Origin of the sequence: uncultured Marivita sp. (assembly GCF_947488135.1) — a bacterium.
Lineage (GTDB): Bacteria > Pseudomonadota > Alphaproteobacteria > Rhodobacterales > Rhodobacteraceae > Marivita.
On record NZ_CANKYW010000003.1, the window covers coordinates 269,849 to 287,397 of the forward strand.

A 17,549-nucleotide genomic window follows, 5' to 3' on the forward strand; every position below is an offset into this window, starting at 1 on the left:
CGGCTCAGCCGATGGAGCGCCAGCCGTGTTCGAGGATCAACGCAGGCAGTTCGGCTGTCCAGTAGTGGCCCTGTGAGGGCTGATCCTGTGTCCGGTCGATCGACAACCCGCGAAGGTGGCAGTAGAGCAATGTGCCCACCGCGCCATGCGAGATGATAGCGAGATCCCCGCCGCTGTGCTGCTCGACGATACGATGCACCGCCGAGACGATGCGGCTCTGCGCGTCTATGGCGCGTTCCCAGCCGTTGAAGCTTTGGTCGGGCTCCGCGAAGAACCGGTTGGCGGCGCGTTCGAACTCGGCTGGCGGCAGGAAACCCGTCGCGCTGCGGTCGTTTTCACCGAGGTCAGGCGCGTAAGACACAGGAATGGCCGTATGATCGGCAAGGATGGCGGCCGTTTCGCGGGCTTTTGTCTCGGTGCTGGACCAGAGATGTGTAACCCCGCGCAAGATGCCTGACTGCGCAAAAGACCGTGCCCTGCGTCGTCCGGTATCGCTCAGAGACCAGTCCTGAACCGGAATCGACAGATCGACGCGTACCTCGGGATGAGTGACGAAGATCAACCGAGCCACGGATCAGGCTTCCGGCAGGAGCACCGGTCCCTTGCCCGCGAAGGACATGCGCACCTCGCGGCCCACCTTCAGCGGATCGTCGACATCGTCCTGAACCGCAAAGACCTGTCCGAACGCGCCTTCCAGAGTGTATTCCATCCGCACGCCGACATAGGTGGCTTTGGCGATGGTGGCCTTGATCCCGTCATCGGCGCCGATGCGCAATCGTGATGGACGCACCGCCAGCGTGGCCGGGCCTTGCGACAGGCCACGTGACGGGAGAGTGTACCGGAAGCCTTCGATCTCGATGGTCGCCATGTCGCCCTCCACGTCGACGATCTGGCAGGCGATCAGGTTCGCCTCGCCGATGAAGTCGGCGACGAAGCGGTCGTTCGGGGCCTCGTACAGTTGGCGCGGCGTGCCCATCTGGGCGATGGCGGCGTTGCGCATCACGACGATCTGGTCGGACACGGCCAGCGCCTCTTCTTGGTCGTGGGTGACGTAAACGACGGTGAGGCCAAGGTCCTGCTGGATCGCGCGGATGTCCTCGCGCACCTGACGGCGCAGCTTGGCGTCGAGGTTCGACAACGGTTCGTCGAACAGGAGCACCTGCGGTTCGAGGACAAGCGCCCGCGCCACCGCGACGCGTTGTTGCTGGCCACCTGACAGTTCGCTGGGCAGGCGGGTGTCGTAGCCCTTGAGCCCAACCAGATCGAGTCCGTGTAGCGCGCGGGTGCGGGCCTCGTCCTTGTTGAACCCGGAAAAGGTCAGGCCGTACATGACATTCTCCAACACGGTCATGTGCGGGAAGAGCGCGTAGGACTGGAACACCATCGACACATCGCGGTCGGTTGCGGGCAGTTTGGTCACATCACGATCGCCGATCAGGATACGACCAGACGTGGCCATTTCCAGCCCGGCGATCATCCGCAGGGTCGTGGTCTTGCCGCAGCCCGAGGGGCCGAGCAATGTGACCAGCTTACCGGCTTCGACATGCAGGTCGATGTTGTCCACCGCGACGACATCCTTGCCGAACCGCTTGGAGACGCCGTCGAACCGAACGGGAGCGGCCTTGCTTGCGATTTTGGTGTCGCTCATGTCGTCTTCTCCGATCCGTGTTGGGTTCGTCGCCCGATCTGGACGCGGCCCACCAGCAGTTGCAACAGGCCCACCGCCGCGAGCATCACGAAAATCAGCGTTGTGGAATAGGCGATGGCAAGCCCGTAGTCGTTATTCTCGACGCGCCCGATGATGTAGCTGGTGGCCATGTCGTATTCCGCCGACACAAGGAAGATCACCGCCGAGATTGCGGTCATCGCGCGGACGAAGCTGTAGACCAGCGCGGCAAGGATCGCGGGGCGCAAAAGCGGCAGGATCACGCGGCGGAAGGTCTGCCACGAATTCGCGCCAAGTGTCAGCGACGACTCGTCCAGCGATTTGTCGAGCTGGCTCATCGAAGCGATGCCGGCCCGCACACCCACGGGCATGTTGCGGAAGATGAAGCTGATCACGAGGATGATTCCGGTCCCCGTGATCTCGATCGGGGGCACGTTGAAGGCAAGGATGTAGCTGACGCCGATCACCGTGCCGGGGATGGCGAAGGAGAGCATCGTGCCGAACTCGAAGGCGTCCTTGCCCGCAAAGCTTTGGCGGGTCAGCAGGTAGGCCGTGACCAGCCCGACAGCAGCGGTCAAGGGGGCTGCGATGGCGGCGATGGTGATGGTGGTCCAGAAGCTGTCCCACGCGGCCCCGGTCCATCGGATGCCTTCCTCTTCGAAGCGCACGCTGAACGCGGTCACGTAATGTTTGAAGGTGAGCGAATTGTTCACGCCCCAAAGTTCGACCACGCTGCCGTAGATGATCATGGCGTAGACCAGCGCGGTGAACAGTGCCCAGGTCAGGGCGACGATCATCACCGGGATAGCAAGGCCGGTGGGCATAAGCGGATGGACGCCTGCATCGCCCTTGCCGGACACGGTGGTGTAGCTCTTCTTTCCGAGCCACGCGCGCTGGGCGTAAAAGGCCGACAGGGTGAAGAACAACAGCACCATCGCCAGAACCGCCGCGCGCCCCTGATCGTATTGCGCGCCGACGATGGCGAAGAAAATCTCGGTCGAGAGCACGTCGAAATTGCCACCCAGCACGAGCGGATTGCCAAAATCGGCCATGCTTTCGATGAAGCCCAGCAGGAATGCATTGGCAAGACCGGGGCGCATCAGCGGTAGGGACACGGTGCGGAACACCTGCCATTTGTTTGCCCGCAGCGTCTGCGCAGCCTCTTCCATCGACGGGCTGACGCCTTCGACAACGCCGATCAGGACAAGGAAGGCGATGGGGGTGAAGGCGAGGGTCTGCGCGATCAGGACCCCGGGCATCCCGTAGAGCCAGCGGGTGGGTTGCACGCCGAACAGGTCGGCCATGAAGACGGTGATCGAGCCGGAGAGACCGAACAGGAGGATCAGCGCGAGGCCGATGACGAAGGGCGGTGTGATGATCGGCAGCACGGTCAGCGCTCGGATGGCGCGTTTGTAGCGGAACCCTGACCGCGTCACGACCAGCGCGAAGGCCAGTCCCAAAGCCGTCGTCAGGAAACCGACACAAATCGCCAGGAACAAAGAGTTCCACGCCGCCCCGCAGCGCGCGCCCCAGAGGCAACCCAGGCCCCAGAGCCGATCATCGAAGAATTTTGCGAAAAAGACCGCGATGGAATATGCGCCGTCTTCGGTGACGAAGGCCGCGAAGAGCATCTTGGCGATGGGGAAGAAGACGAAGGTGGTGACGATCACGATCACGCCGCCGATGGCGCTAACCACGAAGACGTCACCATTGACTGCCCCACGCGCGGCGATGCCTTGGGTGAAGAGAAACAGGAAGGCCGTCGCGCAGATCATCGCGCCGTAGCCCATGCCGTACTGGCGGTCGCCGAGCTCTCCGAACAGTACTTTCAGCCAGTCATACGTGAATCCGCGGATGCCGATGCCGAATCCCTGCGCGATCAGCCAACCGAACCCGAGAGCCCCGGACAGGATCAGGATGCGAGCGTAAAGCGGGTCGGATTTGAGCCGTCCGAGAACGAGCAGGGGCAGGGCCAACGGGATCACAAGCGGCGCAAGCCAGAGCTTTTCGCTCTGTCCGATCAGGAAGGCTGCGGGGGCGTAGTCGGTGTCGAACGGATAGCCATCCGTCAGCCAGCCGAACGACCAGAAGCCGTCCTCCAGCATGTACCACGGCAAGAGGCAGAACCCGACCCAACCGGCGATGATCCAGAAGATCAAAACCGGGTGGGTGGTCTTTTCAGTGCTCGAGAGGCGCACGATTTACTGCGGCAGGACCGAGACCTCTTCGTCCCACTTTTGCAGCAGACGCTTGCGTTCGTCGGACGATCCGTACTTCACGAAGTCATAGTCGATGAGCTTGATCGTCGACATATCGGGTGCCTTGTCCGATGTCTCTGCGCCCTTGTTCGATGGCACCTGGAAGGCGTTGACCTGAAGCGCGAGGTTTTGCGCGTCCGTCGACAAGGCCCAATCGTAGAACTGCTTGGCTTCATCCATGTTGCGCGCGCCATCGATGATCGACATAGAGCCGATCTCGTAGCCGGTGCCTTCGCAAGGTGCCACGACCTTGACGGGGAACCCGGCCACGGCCTGGGCGACCGCGTCGTGCATGAAGACGATGCCGATGGTGTTTTCACCGCGACCCGCCGCCTTGATCGGGGCCGATCCCGACTTGGTGTATTGGTTGATGTTGGCGTGCAGGCCTTTCATGAAGTCGAAACCTTCGTCTTCGCCGAAGATCTGCACCATCGAGGCCAGTGTGGTGTAGGCCGTGCCGGACGAGTTCGGGTTCGCCATCTGCACATGGCCCTTGTATTCGGGCTTGAGCAGGTCCTTCCAGCAGGACGGTTCGGGCAGATTATTGGCGGCCAGCAAATCGGTGTTGTAGCCATAGCCAAGCGCGCCGGAATAGATGCCGATGGTGCGGTTGCCGGCGCTTTCGGCCTGGTTGATCGCCCAGTCGTGCAGCTGATCGCGCATTGGAGAGATGTATTCGGCGGTCAGACCTTCCTCGGCGGCCTGCAAGTGCGGATCGCCGGTGCCGCCCCACCAGACATCGCCCTTGGGGTTCGACGCCTCGGCGCGGATCTGGGCAAAGGTTTCGCCCGAGGATTTGCGGGTCATGTTGACGTCGATGCCCGTCGCATCCTCAAAGCTGCGCGCCATGAGCTGGCACCAATCTTCCTGCGCGCTGCAATAGAAGGTGAGCTTGTCGGCGTAAGAGGCCGTCACGGATGCGGAAAGCGCGATCAGAGATCCGGCCAGAGTCAGGGTGAGTTTCTTCATGGTTTTCCTCCCAGGATAAATGAAGGGCCGGTTGATCCGACCTCGTGTGTCGCTCTCAGGACGCCTTCAGCACTGCCTCCATGCCCGGTTGATCCTCGGGTCTTTTGGTGAGTGATTTGAGCAAGTCAGACAATTCCTTTTCCTCCACCAGCTTGGCCGCCTTTTTCGGCGAAAACCAGTGTCGTTTGCGTTCCTTGCGTTCTTTCCATCGACGTTTCAGCTTTTTGACCATCATCGGATACACGGTCACGCGGCAGCGCACCTTGGTTCCATCGTCCAGCCGTTTCCAATAGTGATAAACGCCGATTTCCGTGTCAGAAATGGAACCGACCGCCCCGGCCTCTTCCAGAGCTTCGATCTCGGCGGCGTGCCACGGTTTCTTGCCGTTCATCAGCCATCCCTTGGGCATGACCCATCGCCCGGTATCGCGCGAAGTGACCATGAGGACGTAGAGCTTGCCGGTTTTGTCCTGGCGAATGGGCAGGGCCGCGATCTGGTCGGCCATCACGTCAGAGTGTTTCATCGCACACCCAAGATGCCGATTTTGGCCGCAACCGGAACGGCCCCGCTGGGATTGATCTTTCGCGGATGTGTTGGCCTTGACCCCAAACTTCTTCCACTTGCCACTTTCAACAAACCCCGCCCGATGTCGGGTATGTCAGAAATACCAGCACCGAATTGCCCGTTATGCAACAAAAATATTGCATTAACGCCCGTATTTCCACAATTCTGAAGCCCCAACGCGAGTCGGTAGGTGCATGGCAAACGTCTCGGCCAAAGACAGGAAAAAGAGATCGTCGCCGGATCGGATCAGGAAATCCGAGCGTCGACGGCAGATCTTGCTCGAACTCAAACTGCGCCCGCATGTGCGCATCAGCGAGCTGTCGGACAAGTTCCAGGTGTCCACCGAAACCGTCCGCCGGGACTTTGACGCGCTGGCCGACGACGGGCTCATCAGCCGCGATCACGGCGGTGCGTCTGCGCCGGCGCAGGGCCATTACCCCAGCCTCGACGAACGCACGAACGCGCAGATCGAGGAGCGCGCCCGCATTGGGCGCAAGGCGGCGGAGCTGATCAAGGACGGCGAAACCGTCATGATCGATTCGGGATCGACGACAATCCAGATGGCGCGGTCGCTGGCCTATCTTGGCACGCAGTGCACGGTCATCACCAATTCGATCCCAGTGGCGATGACGCTTGGTCATGGCGCTCCGGATGTCCTGCTTTGCCCGGGACAATATCTTCCTGCGGAATCGGCCCTGGTGGGGACCGAGACGATCGAATTCCTGAGACGCTTCCATGTCGATCACTGCATGATCGGCGCATCGGGATTGTCAGAGGAAGGTCCTTCTGAAACAGTGCAGGGGTTCGCGGCTGTCAAACGGGTGATGCTTCGCCAGGCGGCGCGCGGACATCTGTTGATCGGGTCACATAAATTCGGCCGCAAGGGCCTTGCTCTTGTCGGAGCGCTTGACGAACTCGAAACAGTAATCGTGGATGACAAACCGGAGGGAGAGCTCCTTTCGGCGCTCGATGGAGGGAATGTCACAATTCTGATTGCTGACAGAGATTAAAAACAAAAAAGGCCATCAAGGCCTGAACCTTGGGAGAAGAACATGACAACGAACATCAAACTCATTCTGAGTGCGTCCGTCCTTGCGTTGATGACGATGGGCAGCACGGCCTCTGCGCAGGATTGCCCGCGCGGCGATCTCGACGACCGCTTCTGCGACGTGGACGGCGACCTGCTTGCCGATACGCCGACCGATCCGGCAGAGCAGGTCGATCCGGACACGCTCATCTTTGCCTATACCCCGGTGGAAGACCCTGCCGTCTACAAGGAAGCGTGGTCGGATTTCCTGTCCCATCTGGAAAACGAGACCGGCAAATCGGTCGTCTTCTTCCCGGTTCAGAACAACGCGGCCCAGATCGAGGCCATGCGCTCGGGCCGTCTGCATATCGCTGGTTTCAACACGGGGTCCAACCCCTTGGCGGTGAACTGCGCGGGCTTCAACCCGTTCACCATCATGGCGTCGGAAGACGGCAATTTCGGCTACGAGATGGAGATCATCACCTATCCCGGTTCGGGCATCGAGTCGCCCGCCGACATCGAAGGCAAGCAACTGGCCTTCACGTCGCCCACATCCAACTCGGGTTTCAAGGCGCCCTCCGCCATTCTGAAATCGGAATTCGGGCTTGAGGCGGAAAAGGATTTCGAGCCGGTATTCTCGGGCAAGCACGACAACTCGATCCTGGGCGTGGCCAACAAGGACTATCCCGCAGCCGCCATCGCCAACTCGGTGATGAGCCGCATGATCGAACGCGAGGTGATCACGCCGGATCAGGTGACGTCGATCTACAAATCGCAGACCTTTCCGACCACGGGTTTTGGCGTGGCCCACAACCTGAAGCCGGAGCTGAAGGAGAAGATCAGAGACGCGTTCTTCAACTTCGAGTGGGAAGGCACAACGCTCAAGGCCGAGTTCGAGAAGTCGAACGAGGGTCAGTTCCTGCCGATGACCTACAAGGAATTCTGGGACGTGATCCGCAAGATCGACGCGGCCAACGGCGTCTCCTACGCCTGCGAGTAAATCGAAAACCACTGTCTGGCAGGCCCGTCATGGGCCTGTCATGAACCCCGAATAAGGGTCGTCTCATGCTGCGCCTTCAAAAGCTTATCAAAACGTACAAGACCGGGGATCAGGCGCTCAAGGCGATTGATCTTGAGGTTCCCGCCGGTCAGGTTCTGGCCCTGATCGGTCCATCGGGGGCGGGCAAATCGACGATGATCCGCTGCATCAACCGGCTGGTGGAGCCAACGAGCGGGTCGATCCTGCTCGACGGCACCGACCTTGCCAAGCTGGGGGCCACGCAGTTGCGCAAGGCGCGCCGGTCGATGGGGATGATCTTTCAGGAATACGCATTGGTCGAACGTCTGACCGTGATGGAGAACGTTCTGTCCGGGCGGCTTGGCTATGTCGGGTTCTGGCGCAGTTTCCTGCGGCGCTATCCGCAATCCGACGTCGACGAGGCGTTCCGCTTGTTGGACCGTGTCGGATTGCTCCACATGGCCGACAAACGTGCCGACGAATTGTCAGGCGGGCAGCGTCAGCGTGTCGGCATCTGCCGTGCGCTGATCCAGAACCCCAAGCTTTTGCTGGTCGATGAACCGACCGCTTCGCTCGATCCGAAAACCAGCCGTCAGATCATGCGCCTGATCACCGAGCTGTGTCAGGAACGCGGATTGGCGGCCATCATCAACATCCACGATGTCGCCCTTGCCCAAATGTTCGTGCCGCGCATCGTCGGCCTTCGCTTTGGCGAGATCGTCTTCGACGGTCCGCCCACCGCGCTGACCGCAGACAAGCTGACCGAGATTTACGGCGAAGAGGATTGGGAAGCGACCATCACGCCCGACGACACCGACGAAGACATCGAGGCCGCGGAATGAGCCATCGCGAATTGGACGATATGCTGGGAACGGCATGGCGCAAGCCGCATTTCGTCGCGAACCCGATGCTCCGCTGGGGGCTTGTGGCCGGGTTTGTCGCCTACCTGATCGCCGCGTTCATGACCATCGAGGTCGATTGGGGCCGCGTCTACGAAGGGCTCGACCGGGGCGCGCAATTCGTTTTGGCCTTCACCAGCCCGGACTTCGTGAGCCGAGCCGGAGATATCTGGGAAGGCCTGCTGGAAAGCATCGTGATGACCGTCGCGGCGTCTGTGGTGGGTATTCTCATTTCCATCCCCATCGGCCTTGGGGCGGCGCGCAACATCGCGCCGATGCCGATCTACCTGATCTGTCGCGGTATCGTGGCAATCAGCCGGGCTTTGCAGGAAATCATCGTCGCGATCCTGTTGGTGGCGATCTTCGGCTTCGGTCCGTTGGCCGGGTTCCTGACGCTGAGCTTCGCGACCATCGGGTTCCTGTCCAAGCTGTTGGCCGAAGACATCGAAAGCATGGACAGGGTGCAGGCCGAGGCCATCAAGGCAAGCGGCGCACGCTGGTCGCAATGGATCAATTACGGCGTGCAACCCCAAGTCATGCCACGCCTTGTCGGGTTGTCCATGTACCGCATCGACATCAATTTCCGCGAAAGCGCGATCCTTGGTCTGGTCGGTGCGGGCGGAATCGGGGCGACGCTGAACACCGCGTTCGACCGCTACGAATACGATACGGCGGCGGCGATCCTCATCCTGATCATCGTGATCGTCATGGCGCTTGAATACCTGTCGGGCATCATTCGGGCGAGGGTTCAGTAATGCCGGTCGTCGAACAGGGAAGCTCCCGCATCTGGCATCGCCGGACCCGCAACGAAAGCCTGATCCGCTGGTTCGGTTGGCTGCTTGGTGTGGCGGTCTTCGTGGTCTGCTGGCAGCGTATCTCGGAATCCACCACGTGGTTCTTCGTTTGGGATGCCCCACGCATCGCAAACGACATCTGGACGCGCGCGACGCCGCCGCGCTGGGAATACATCACCCAGCTTGGCCGCCCGATCTGGGACACGCTCAACATCGCGACCTTGGGGACGATGATCTCTCTCGTCCTCGCAGTCCCGGTGGCGTTCCTCGCCGCGCGCAACACGACGCCGTCAAAGCTTTTCATTCGGCCCATCGCGCTCTTGGTCATCGTCTCGACCCGGTCGATCAATTCGCTGATCTGGGCGTTGCTTTTGATCGCGATCATCGGGCCGGGCGTGTTCGCCGGGGTGATCGCAATCGCGATCCGGTCGATCGGGTTCTGCGCCAAGCTGTTGTACGAGGCGATCGAAGAGATCGACCATGCGCAGGTCGAAGCCATCACCGCCACGGGCGCGTCGCGCTGGCAGGTCATGGCCTACGGGATCGTGCCGCAAATCCTTCCGGCGTTCGCGGGAATCGCGGTCTTCCGTTGGGACATCAACATCCGCGAGTCCACGGTGCTCGGGCTTGTCGGGGCAGGGGGCATCGGCCTTCAATTGTCCTCGTCGCTCAACGTGCTGGCCTGGCCGCAGGTCAGCCTGATCCTGCTTGTCATCCTCGCTGCGGTTGTCATCAGCGAATGGGTGTCCGCAAAGGTTCGGGGCGCGATCATATGAGCATGGTCACCGCAGATCAGGCCTTCCGGGCCTATGAAGCGGTGCGCCACCGTCTTCCCCCCGCCGTGGGGCAGGGAGGACCTGTTCGTCATGTCGAAACACTGGCCGAGATCGCAGATGCGTTCGACGTGTTCCTGCTCGATGCGTTCGGCGTTCTGAACATCGGCGAAACCGCCATTCCCGGAGCGCCGGAGCGGATTGCCGATCTTCAGCAAGCCGGCAAGACGGTGATCGTCGTGTCCAACGCGGCCAGCGTTCCCGCAAAGGATTTGCAACAGAAATATCGTCGGCTTGGCTTCGAGTTCGAGTTGTCCCGGATCGTGACCAGCCGCAGCGCGATGGCCGTCGCGATGAACGGGCAGCGCGGCACCCATTGGGGCGTCATGGCCCCCGAACATTCCGAGTTTGGCGATTTCGATGGGTTGAACAGCGTCCTTCTGGGGGACGATGCCGAGATATTCGATGAGGTCGAGGGGTTCCTCTTGATGGGCAGCGGCACTTGGACCGAGGCGCGTCAGACCCTGCTGGAAACTGCGCTCAAGACAAGGCCGCGTCCGGTGCTGGTTGCCAATCCCGATATCGTTGCCCCGCGTGAGGACGGGTTTTCGCAGGAACCCGGCCATTTCGCGCATCAATTGGCGGATCGCGTCGGGGTGGAGCCCGTTTTCTACGGCAAGCCGTTCTCGAACGTCTTCGATCTGGCGCTGTCCCGCATCGGACCTGTCGACAAATCTCGGGTCATCATGATCGGAGACAGCCTGCACACCGACATTCTGGGCGCGCAATCCTGCGGGATCGCATCCGGTCTGATTGCTAAGTTCGGCTTTTTCGCCGATCTCGACGTCATGCGTGCAATCGAGAGCGCCGGGATATATCCCGATTTCGTGGTGGAGCGTCCCTGATGCTGCGCCCGGATCGGACATCGGAATTCGTGCCTCGGCACGATGAGAACGCGGGCCGCAGAATGTCCGCTGACCACCAGTCACAAATGGGAGAACTTCAATGAAATATACCACCTCCATCATCGCGGCAGGTGCTGTCCTGTGTTCGACGCAGGCTGCATTCGCCCAGACCGAGATCGAATTCTGGCATGCCTTCACCGGGCGTCTGGGCGAACTCGTCGCCGAACAGGTCGAGACCTTCAATTCGAGCCAGGACGAGTACACCGTCGTGGCCAGCCACAAGGGCAACTACTCCGAAACGCTCAACGCAGGCATCGCGGCGTTCCGCGCCGGTGAACAGCCCGACATCCTGATGGTGTTCGAGGTCGGCACAGCCACAATGATGGCGGCCGAAGGTGCCATCAAGCCAATCTTCGAGGTTATGGAAGAGGCCGGTGCTGAGTTCGATCAGTCCAAGTATATCGGGTCGGTCAAGGGCTACTACACCGCCGCAGACGGCAACATGCTGTCGCTGCCGTTCAACTCGTCCACGCCGGTTCTGTGGGTGAACCGCGACAAGCTCGAGGAAGCAGGGATCGACCCCGATACGGACCTGAGCACATGGGAGCAGGTCGGCGAGGTGCTGGACCAGCTCAAAGAGGCCGGCGTCGAATGCCCGATGACCACCGCGTGGCAAAGCTGGATCCATCTCGAAAATTTCTCGGCCTATCATGACGTGCCCTTCGCGACCCAGGACAACGGCTTTGGCGGCACCGATACCGAGTTGGTCTTCAACAGCCCGGCGCAGGTCGCGCATATTTCGGCGATGGGCGAATGGGCGCAGGACGGCAAGTTCATCTATGCCGGTCGCCGCAACGAAGGCGGTGCCAATTTCCGCGCCGGCGAATGTGCGCTCTTCACCGAAAGTTCGGCGGGCTATGCTGGCATCGAAGCGGAAGCCGAATTCGATTTCGACGTCCGCCCGCTGCCCTATTGGTCGGCCGTCGCAAGCGAGCCGCAGAACACCATCATCGGCGGTGCGTCCCTCTGGGTGATGGAAGGTCAGACCGACGAGGAATACAAAGGCGTGGCCGAGTTCCTCAACTTCCTGTCCTCGCCCGAGATTCAGGCGAAGTGGCACCAGGACACGGGCTATCTGCCGATCACTACCGAAGCCGGTGAATTGACCCGCAGCCAGGGCTTCTACGATGAAAACCCGGGCACGGACATCGCCGTGATCCAGATGACGGCCAAGGAACCGACCAGCAATTCCAAAGGTCTGCGTCTTGGCTCGTTCGATCAGATCCGCGGCATCATCGACGAAGAGCTCGAAGCCGTTTGGTCCGGTGACAAGGATGCGCAAGCCGCTCTCGACAGTGCCGTCGAACGGGGCAACGCATTGCTGCGCCGTTTCGAACAGTCTTCACGCTAAGTTCTGAAAGGCCGCCTCGGGCCTCCCGAGGCGGCCATTTGCACCATGGAAAAACGCGTCACGTTCAAAGGCATCTGGTTGCCGATCCTGCTGGTCGCCCCGCAGATCGCGATCACGGCCGTGTTCTTCTTCTACCCGGCAGGGCAGGCGATCTGGCAATCGCTGTTCATTCCCGACCCGTTCGGGTTCTCGATGCAATGGGTGGGGCTGGGGAATTTCGAATTCCTGTTTTCCGACCCGTTCTATCGCGCGTCCTTCGTCACCACGGCGGTCTTCTCGATCCTTGTCACGGTTGTGTCGATGGGCATCGCGCTTTACCTCGCGGTGCTGGCGGACCGGCTGATCAAGGGGTCTGGCACCTACCGCACGCTGCTGATCTGGCCCTACGCGGTGGCGCCCGCGGTGGCAGGTGTGCTGTGGCTTTTCATGTTCAACACGCGGGTCGGCGTGGTGTCGTGGTATCTGGGCCAGTTGGGCTATGATTGGAACCACGTCCTGAACGAAGGCGAGGCGATGGGCCTTGTCGTCGTCGCGTCGGCTTGGGGCCGCATCAGCTATAATTTCCTGTTCTTCCTCGCCGGCCTGCAAGCGATCCCGAAATCGGTGATCGAGGCTGCCGCGATCGACGGCGCGCGCTTCTGGACGCGGTTCCGCACCATCGTGTTCCCGCTTTTGTCCCCCACCACCTTCTTTCTTCTTGTGGTGAACATCATCTACGCCTTCTTCGAAACCTTCGGCGTGATCCACACGATCACCAGCGGTGGCCCGCAACAGGCCACGACGATCCTGGTCTACAAGGTCTATTCCGACGGCTTCGTCGGGCAGGACCTTGGCTCGTCCGCGGCGCAGTCGGTGGTGCTGCTGGTCCTCGTGTCGATCCTCACCGTCGTGCAGTTCAAGTATATCGAACGCAGGGTGCATTACTGATGTCTGACCACACTGGCATGGTGGAAAAGCGCGGCGTCGGTCTTTGGCTGACGCATCTGGGCCTGATCATCGGGGTGTTGTTCATCTTCTTCCCGATCTGGCTGGCCTTCGTCGCCTCCACTGTCACGCAACCCGAAATCGTCCGCCCGCCGATGCCTCTTCTGCCGGGGGACCAGTTCTTTGAAAACTACGGGCGGGCCCTGACCTCCGGGATCAACGCGCCCGTGGCGCTGATGTTGTTCAATTCGCTGGTAATGGCGATGGGCATTGCATTGGGCAAGATCGCGATCTCGCTCCTGTCGGCCTTTGCCATCGTCTATTTCCGCTTCCCGCTGCGCAAGACGTTCTTCTGGCTGATCTTCCTGACGCTCATGCTGCCGGTCGAGGTGCGGATCGTGCCGACCTACGAGGTGATCGCGAATTTCGGGATGCTCAACTCGTACCAGGGCCTGATCCTGCCACTTGTCGCCTCCGCCACGGCAACCTTCCTCTTCCGGCAATTCTTCATGACCGTGCCGGATGAGCTGGCCGAGGCGGCGCGGGTCGATGGCGCGAAACCGATGCGGTTCTTTGTCGACATCCTTCTGCCCATGAGCCGTACCAATATCGCGGCCCTCTTCGTGATCCTGTTCATCTATGGCTGGAACCAGTACCTCTGGCCGCTGCTGATCACGACCGACCCCGAGATGAACACCATCGTCATGGGCATCAAACAGATGTTCCCGTCCGGCGACGATACCGCCGATTGGCCGGTGATCATGGCGACCTCGATCCTGGCGATGGTGCCGCCGGTTCTGGTGGTTGTCGGGATGCAAAGGCTGTTCGTACGCGGACTGGTAGAGAGCGAGAAATAATGGCGACCGTCACACTTCGTAACGTCAAAAAATCCTTCGGAAAAACCGATGTCATCCACGGCGTCGATATCGACATCGCGGATGGGGAATTCATCGTCATCGTCGGCCCTTCGGGCTGTGGCAAGTCGACCCTGCTGCGGATGGTGGCCGGGCTTGAGACCATCACTTCCGGCGAAGTGCAGATCGATGGCAAGGTGGTCAACACGATCGAACCGATGGAACGCGACATCGCCATGGTGTTCCAGAACTACGCGCTCTATCCGCATATGTCGGTTTTCGACAACATGGCCTATGGGCTCAAGATCGCGAAGGTTCCGAAATCCGAAATCGCGGACCGGGTCGCGACGGCAGCCAAGCTCTTGCAGCTGGAGCCCTACCTGCAACGCAAGCCGCGCGAACTTTCCGGCGGTCAGCGTCAGCGCGTGGCGATGGGGCGTGCGATCGTGCGCAAGCCAGCGGTGTTCCTCTTCGACGAACCGCTCAGCAATCTCGATGCCAAACTGCGTGTGCAAATGCGGCTGGAAATCAAGGCTCTACAGCGCGAACTCGGCGTCACTGCGCTTTACGTCACGCATGACCAGGTCGAAGCGATGACGCTTGCCGACCGCATGGTCGTGATGAATGGCGGTGTCGCGGACCAGATCGGCAAACCGCTCGACGTCTACGCCGATCCGCAAACCGCCTTCGTCGCCGGCTTCATCGGCTCACCGCCCACCAACTTCCTCGACGGTGGCCTCGTGCCCGGCCTCTCCAACGGTGTCACGCTGGGGATCCGACCCGAGCACATCCAGATGGGCGACCCCGGCCGCCTCTCCGCCCATGTCGCCTACACCGAAGCGCTCGGAGCAGAGACCCTGATCCACTGCCGCCTGACCGACGGCAGCCAACTTACGGCCCGCCAAGACGCCTCCGTACCCATCCCGGCCGAGGGCCAAAGCATCGGCATCACATGGGAAGACGGCCACGCCATGACCTTCGACGCGAATGGGCGCAGGCTCTAGGCGATGTCGCCGATAAGCACGAAGGGTGCCGCGACCCGGCGGCATCTTTCGTGTCTGGAATGGTGAAAAAAGTGATTGGAGGCGAGTACCGGAATCGAACCGGTGTACACGGATTTGCAATCCGCTGCGTCACCACTCCGCCAACTCGCCAGAGTGGAGGTCTGATTAGGCGCTCGGGCGATGCGCGTCAAGCGGATATCGGATGTGCGGGCCAACACAGGATGTGGCAGTATTTCGCGCGTTCTGCGCATTGCTGAAACCGGTCAGCTATGGCAGAAGTCCTACAGCGAACTGAACGGATGAGTTTAGCCAATGACTGATTTTGCCGCCCGCCGGATCATGATGGTCGACACACAGGTGCGTCCGTCCGATGTGACCAAGTTTCCGATCATCGACGCGATGCTGTCCGTTCCGCGGGAGCTTTATGTGCCGCGCGAGCAGACCGAGGCGGCGTATATCAGCGAGAACATCACGATCGCGCCCGGGCGCGTTTTGCTCGAGCCGCGCACTCTGGCCAAGCTGCTGGACGCGCTCAACGTGTCGGGCGACGAGCTCGTGCTCGATATCGGGGCAGGGTACGGGTATTCCTCTGCGGTAGTGGCCCGGATGGCCGAGGCGGTGATCGCGGTGGAAGAGGACGAAACCATCGCTGCCGAAGCGCAGGCCATCCTGTCGGACCAGGGCGCGGACAACGTGGTGATCCATGTCGGACCTCTCACCGAGGGGGCCGCGCAGCACGGGCCCTACGATGCGATTCTCATCGAGGGCGCGGTCGAGCAGGTTCCACAGGCGTTGATCGACCAGATCAAGGACGGCGGTCGCATCGGCTGTGTCTTCATGGAAGGCGCTCTGGGTGTTGTCAGAATCGGTCACAAGATCGATGGTGAGATGTCGTGGCGCTTTGCGTTCAACGCCTCCGCGCCGGTCCTGCCGGGATTCGCGAAAGAAACGGCTTTCGCATTGTAAGAAACGCGTCGCAAGATAGATAAGAACCGAACGGTCTTTTGGGGACAGCAGGCATGGCAAAACGGACAAAACTGGCTGCACTTGCAGTCGCGCTGGGGCTGACCATCACGGCCCCCGTGGCGCAGGCGGACACACTGGCCGACGCGATGATCGGCGCCTACAACACCAGCGGGCTGCTCGAACAGAACCGTGCGGTTCTGCGCGCCGCCGATGAGGACGTGGCGCAGGCGATGGCCGGGCTGCGCCCAGTGATTGCGTGGTCGGCTGATGCCACACGCCAGTTCGGCACGACCCGGAGCGCATCGACCAGCAACACGATCATCCCGTCCGTTTCGAACACGATCTCTGCCAGCCTGAGTGCGGAACTGACGATCTTCGACAACGGGCAGACCAAGTTTGCCATCGAGACCGCCAAGGAGGCGGTGCTCGGGACACGCCAGCAGTTGATCAATGTCGAACAGCAGGTGCTCTTGCGGGCGGTCGAAGCCTATCTCGAAGTCCAGCGCGCCATTGAAAACGTCGGCCTGCGCGAAAACAACGTCCGCCTGATCGCGCAGGAATTGCGCGCGGCGCAGGAACGTTTCGAAGTCGGCGAAGTTACCCGGACCGACACGTCGCTTGCGGAGGCCCGTCTGGCAGCGGCCCGCAGCCAGTTGGCTGCCGCCGAGGGCGCGCTGACTGTCGCGCGCGAGGAATACCTTGCCGTTGTGGGGCGTCTGCCGGGGCAACTCGAACCTCTGCGCAGCCTGCCGAACCTTCCTGACACGGTCGAAGCGGCCAAGGCGATCGCGGTGCGGGAACATCCGCAGGTCAAATCGGTGCAACACCAGGTGGCCGCTGCCGAACTGAACATCCTGCGCGCCGAGGCCGCAATGAAGCCGACGGTGAACCTGACGGGGCGGTTGACTGTTACCGAAGGCATCAACTCCGACCGGTTCTCCCGTGGTGGCACAGTGGGTATCGAAGCCGGTGGTCCGATCTACCAGGGCGGTCGTCTGACGTCGCTTGTGCGGCAGGCGATGGCGAACCGGGATGCGTCCCGTGGTCAGCTCCTGCAGGTGATCGACCAAATCTCGCAGAACGTCGGCAACGCTTATGCGCAGTTGCGGATCGCACGTGCGAGCCTCGATTCCACTGATCGGCAGGTGCGCGCTGCGACCGTGGCTTTCCGAGGTGTGCGCGAAGAAGCGGCGCTTGGGGCCCGGACCACGCTGGACGTTCTGAACGCCGAGCAGGAACTGCTGGACGCCCGGTCGGCGGCGATTTCGGCGGAAGTGGATGAAAACATCGCGGCCTATCGCGTGCTCTCCACCTTGGGTCGGTTGACCGCGACGAACCTTGGCCTGAACGTGCCGCAGTATGACCCGGTGAGCTACTACAACCTCGTCAAGGACGCGCCGATTCAGAAAAGCAAGCAGGGCCAGCAACTTGACCGTGTTCTTCAGTCTCTAGGAAAAAACTAAGTTTTTCATCATCTGTTGTGCGAAACGCGCGGCCAAGCTACTCTGCCGCAGAGG

Annotated in this window: 17 protein-coding genes and 1 tRNA gene; 12 read left to right on the plus strand and 6 right to left on the minus strand. The window is 61.2% G+C overall.

What is annotated here, in order from left to right:
- Positions 1–4 precede the first annotated feature (4 nt).
- From Q1B16_RS12230 to Q1B16_RS12250, 5 genes are read right to left on the minus strand one after another with little or no spacing between them, the layout of a single operon-like run.
- Entirely contained in the window at positions 5–571 is a 567-nt protein-coding gene (locus Q1B16_RS12230; protein WP_299788715.1) for a histidine phosphatase family protein, read from the minus strand.
- 3 nt (positions 572–574) lie between these two features.
- Positions 575–1,648 carry an ABC transporter ATP-binding protein gene (locus Q1B16_RS12235; RefSeq protein WP_299788718.1) on the minus strand — a complete coding sequence of 358 codons (1,074 nt, stop codon included), beginning with the start codon at positions 1,646–1,648 and terminating at the stop codon, positions 575–577.
- Positions 1,645–3,864, minus strand: a complete 2,220-nt coding sequence (locus Q1B16_RS12240; RefSeq protein WP_299788721.1) for an iron ABC transporter permease — start codon at positions 3,862–3,864, stop codon at positions 1,645–1,647. The genes Q1B16_RS12235 and Q1B16_RS12240 overlap by 4 nt, the downstream gene beginning before the upstream one ends.
- Positions 3,865–3,867: 3 nt before the next feature.
- A complete protein-coding gene (locus Q1B16_RS12245) occupies positions 3,868–4,893 on the minus strand; it encodes an ABC transporter substrate-binding protein (RefSeq protein WP_299788724.1) in 1,026 nt (341 codons plus the stop codon).
- Positions 4,894–4,948: 55 nt separating this feature from the next.
- Entirely contained in the window at positions 4,949–5,416 is a 468-nt protein-coding gene (locus Q1B16_RS12250) for an NUDIX hydrolase (protein WP_299788727.1), read from the minus strand.
- A gap of 235 nt (positions 5,417–5,651) precedes the next feature.
- Here Q1B16_RS12250 and Q1B16_RS12255 point away from each other — a divergent pair, with 235 nt between their 5' ends.
- From Q1B16_RS12255 to ugpC, 10 genes are all read left to right on the plus strand, one after another.
- Positions 5,652–6,467, plus strand: a complete 816-nt coding sequence (locus tag Q1B16_RS12255; RefSeq protein ID WP_299788731.1) for a DeoR/GlpR family DNA-binding transcription regulator — start codon at positions 5,652–5,654, stop codon at positions 6,465–6,467.
- Between the two features lie 42 nt (positions 6,468–6,509).
- On the plus strand, positions 6,510–7,484 hold the full coding sequence (phnD, locus tag Q1B16_RS12260; protein WP_299788734.1) for a phosphate/phosphite/phosphonate ABC transporter substrate-binding protein: 975 nt from the start codon (positions 6,510–6,512) through the stop codon (positions 7,482–7,484).
- 65 nt (positions 7,485–7,549) lie between these two features.
- Positions 7,550–8,344, plus strand: a complete 795-nt coding sequence (gene phnC / locus Q1B16_RS12265; protein WP_299788737.1) for a phosphonate ABC transporter ATP-binding protein — start codon at positions 7,550–7,552, stop codon at positions 8,342–8,344.
- Positions 8,341–9,156, plus strand: coding sequence for a phosphonate ABC transporter, permease protein PhnE (gene phnE, locus Q1B16_RS12270; protein ID WP_299788740.1), 816 nt, complete (start codon positions 8,341–8,343; stop codon positions 9,154–9,156). Before phnC ends, phnE (Q1B16_RS12270) begins: the two co-directional genes overlap by 4 nt.
- Positions 9,156–9,971, plus strand: a complete 816-nt coding sequence (gene phnE / locus Q1B16_RS12275; protein ID WP_299788743.1) for a phosphonate ABC transporter, permease protein PhnE — start codon at positions 9,156–9,158, stop codon at positions 9,969–9,971. Before phnE (Q1B16_RS12270) ends, phnE (Q1B16_RS12275) begins: the two co-directional genes overlap by 1 nt.
- Positions 9,968–10,873, plus strand: coding sequence for an HAD-IIA family hydrolase (locus Q1B16_RS12280; RefSeq protein WP_299788746.1), 906 nt, complete (start codon positions 9,968–9,970; stop codon positions 10,871–10,873). The genes phnE (Q1B16_RS12275) and Q1B16_RS12280 overlap by 4 nt, the downstream gene beginning before the upstream one ends.
- 100 nt (positions 10,874–10,973) lie before the next feature.
- Entirely contained in the window at positions 10,974–12,284 is a 1,311-nt protein-coding gene (gene ugpB / locus Q1B16_RS12285) for a sn-glycerol-3-phosphate ABC transporter substrate-binding protein UgpB (RefSeq protein WP_299788749.1), read from the plus strand.
- Between the two features lie 45 nt (positions 12,285–12,329).
- The gene (gene ugpA / locus Q1B16_RS12290) at positions 12,330–13,211 is read left to right on the plus strand and encodes a sn-glycerol-3-phosphate ABC transporter permease UgpA (RefSeq protein WP_299788752.1); all 882 of its coding nucleotides are present in this window, start codon (positions 12,330–12,332) and stop codon (positions 13,209–13,211) included.
- Positions 13,212–13,228: 17 nt separating this feature from the next.
- A complete protein-coding gene (gene ugpE, locus Q1B16_RS12295; protein ID WP_299788983.1) occupies positions 13,229–14,065 on the plus strand; it encodes a sn-glycerol-3-phosphate ABC transporter permease UgpE in 837 nt (278 codons plus the stop codon).
- Positions 14,065–15,066 (plus strand): sn-glycerol-3-phosphate ABC transporter ATP-binding protein UgpC, encoded by a 1,002-nt coding sequence (gene ugpC, locus Q1B16_RS12300; protein WP_299788755.1) that lies wholly within the window; start codon positions 14,065–14,067, stop codon positions 15,064–15,066. The genes ugpE and ugpC overlap by 1 nt, the downstream gene beginning before the upstream one ends.
- 76 nt (positions 15,067–15,142) lie before the next feature.
- Here the strand turns inward: ugpC and Q1B16_RS12305 are convergent.
- Positions 15,143–15,216: transfer RNA gene (locus Q1B16_RS12305), tRNA-Cys, on the minus strand.
- A gap of 162 nt (positions 15,217–15,378) precedes the next feature.
- On the opposite strand from Q1B16_RS12305, the gene Q1B16_RS12310 reads away from it, so the two are divergent.
- Together Q1B16_RS12310 and Q1B16_RS12315 are read left to right on the plus strand one after the other, a co-directional pair.
- The gene (locus Q1B16_RS12310; protein WP_299788758.1) at positions 15,379–16,032 is read left to right on the plus strand and encodes a protein-L-isoaspartate O-methyltransferase; all 654 of its coding nucleotides are present in this window, start codon (positions 15,379–15,381) and stop codon (positions 16,030–16,032) included.
- A gap of 53 nt (positions 16,033–16,085) precedes the next feature.
- The gene (locus Q1B16_RS12315) at positions 16,086–17,495 is read left to right on the plus strand and encodes a TolC family outer membrane protein (RefSeq protein ID WP_299788761.1); all 1,410 of its coding nucleotides are present in this window, start codon (positions 16,086–16,088) and stop codon (positions 17,493–17,495) included.
- The last annotated feature ends 54 nt before the right edge of the window (positions 17,496–17,549 follow it).

Excerpts from the sequence above, each read along its gene's own strand:
- Q1B16_RS12250 (WP_299788727.1), bottom strand. The coding sequence starts at position 5,416 with ATGAAACACTCTGACGTGATGGCCGACCAGATCGCGGCCCTGCCCATT.
- Q1B16_RS12235 (WP_299788718.1), bottom strand. The coding sequence starts at position 1,648 with ATGAGCGACACCAAAATCGCAAGCAAGGCCGCTCCCGTTCGGTTCGAC.
- Q1B16_RS12255 (WP_299788731.1), top strand. The coding sequence starts at position 5,652 with ATGGCAAACGTCTCGGCCAAAGACAGGAAAAAGAGATCGTCGCCGGAT.
- Q1B16_RS12315 (WP_299788761.1), top strand. The coding sequence starts at position 16,086 with ATGGCAAAACGGACAAAACTGGCTGCACTTGCAGTCGCGCTGGGGCTG.
- Q1B16_RS12280 (WP_299788746.1), top strand. The coding sequence starts at position 9,968 with ATGAGCATGGTCACCGCAGATCAGGCCTTCCGGGCCTATGAAGCGGTG.
- phnE (WP_299788743.1), top strand. The coding sequence starts at position 9,156 with ATGCCGGTCGTCGAACAGGGAAGCTCCCGCATCTGGCATCGCCGGACC.
- ugpE (WP_299788983.1), top strand. The coding sequence starts at position 13,229 with ATGGTGGAAAAGCGCGGCGTCGGTCTTTGGCTGACGCATCTGGGCCTG.
- ugpA (WP_299788752.1), top strand. The coding sequence starts at position 12,330 with ATGGAAAAACGCGTCACGTTCAAAGGCATCTGGTTGCCGATCCTGCTG.
- phnC (WP_299788737.1), top strand. The coding sequence starts at position 7,550 with ATGCTGCGCCTTCAAAAGCTTATCAAAACGTACAAGACCGGGGATCAG.
- ugpB (WP_299788749.1), top strand. The coding sequence starts at position 10,974 with ATGAAATATACCACCTCCATCATCGCGGCAGGTGCTGTCCTGTGTTCG.
- phnD (WP_299788734.1), top strand. The coding sequence starts at position 6,510 with ATGACAACGAACATCAAACTCATTCTGAGTGCGTCCGTCCTTGCGTTG.
- Q1B16_RS12310 (WP_299788758.1), top strand. The coding sequence starts at position 15,379 with ATGACTGATTTTGCCGCCCGCCGGATCATGATGGTCGACACACAGGTG.
- Q1B16_RS12245 (WP_299788724.1), bottom strand. The coding sequence starts at position 4,893 with ATGAAGAAACTCACCCTGACTCTGGCCGGATCTCTGATCGCGCTTTCC.
- ugpC (WP_299788755.1), top strand. The coding sequence starts at position 14,065 with ATGGCGACCGTCACACTTCGTAACGTCAAAAAATCCTTCGGAAAAACC.
- phnE (WP_299788740.1), top strand. The coding sequence starts at position 8,341 with ATGAGCCATCGCGAATTGGACGATATGCTGGGAACGGCATGGCGCAAG.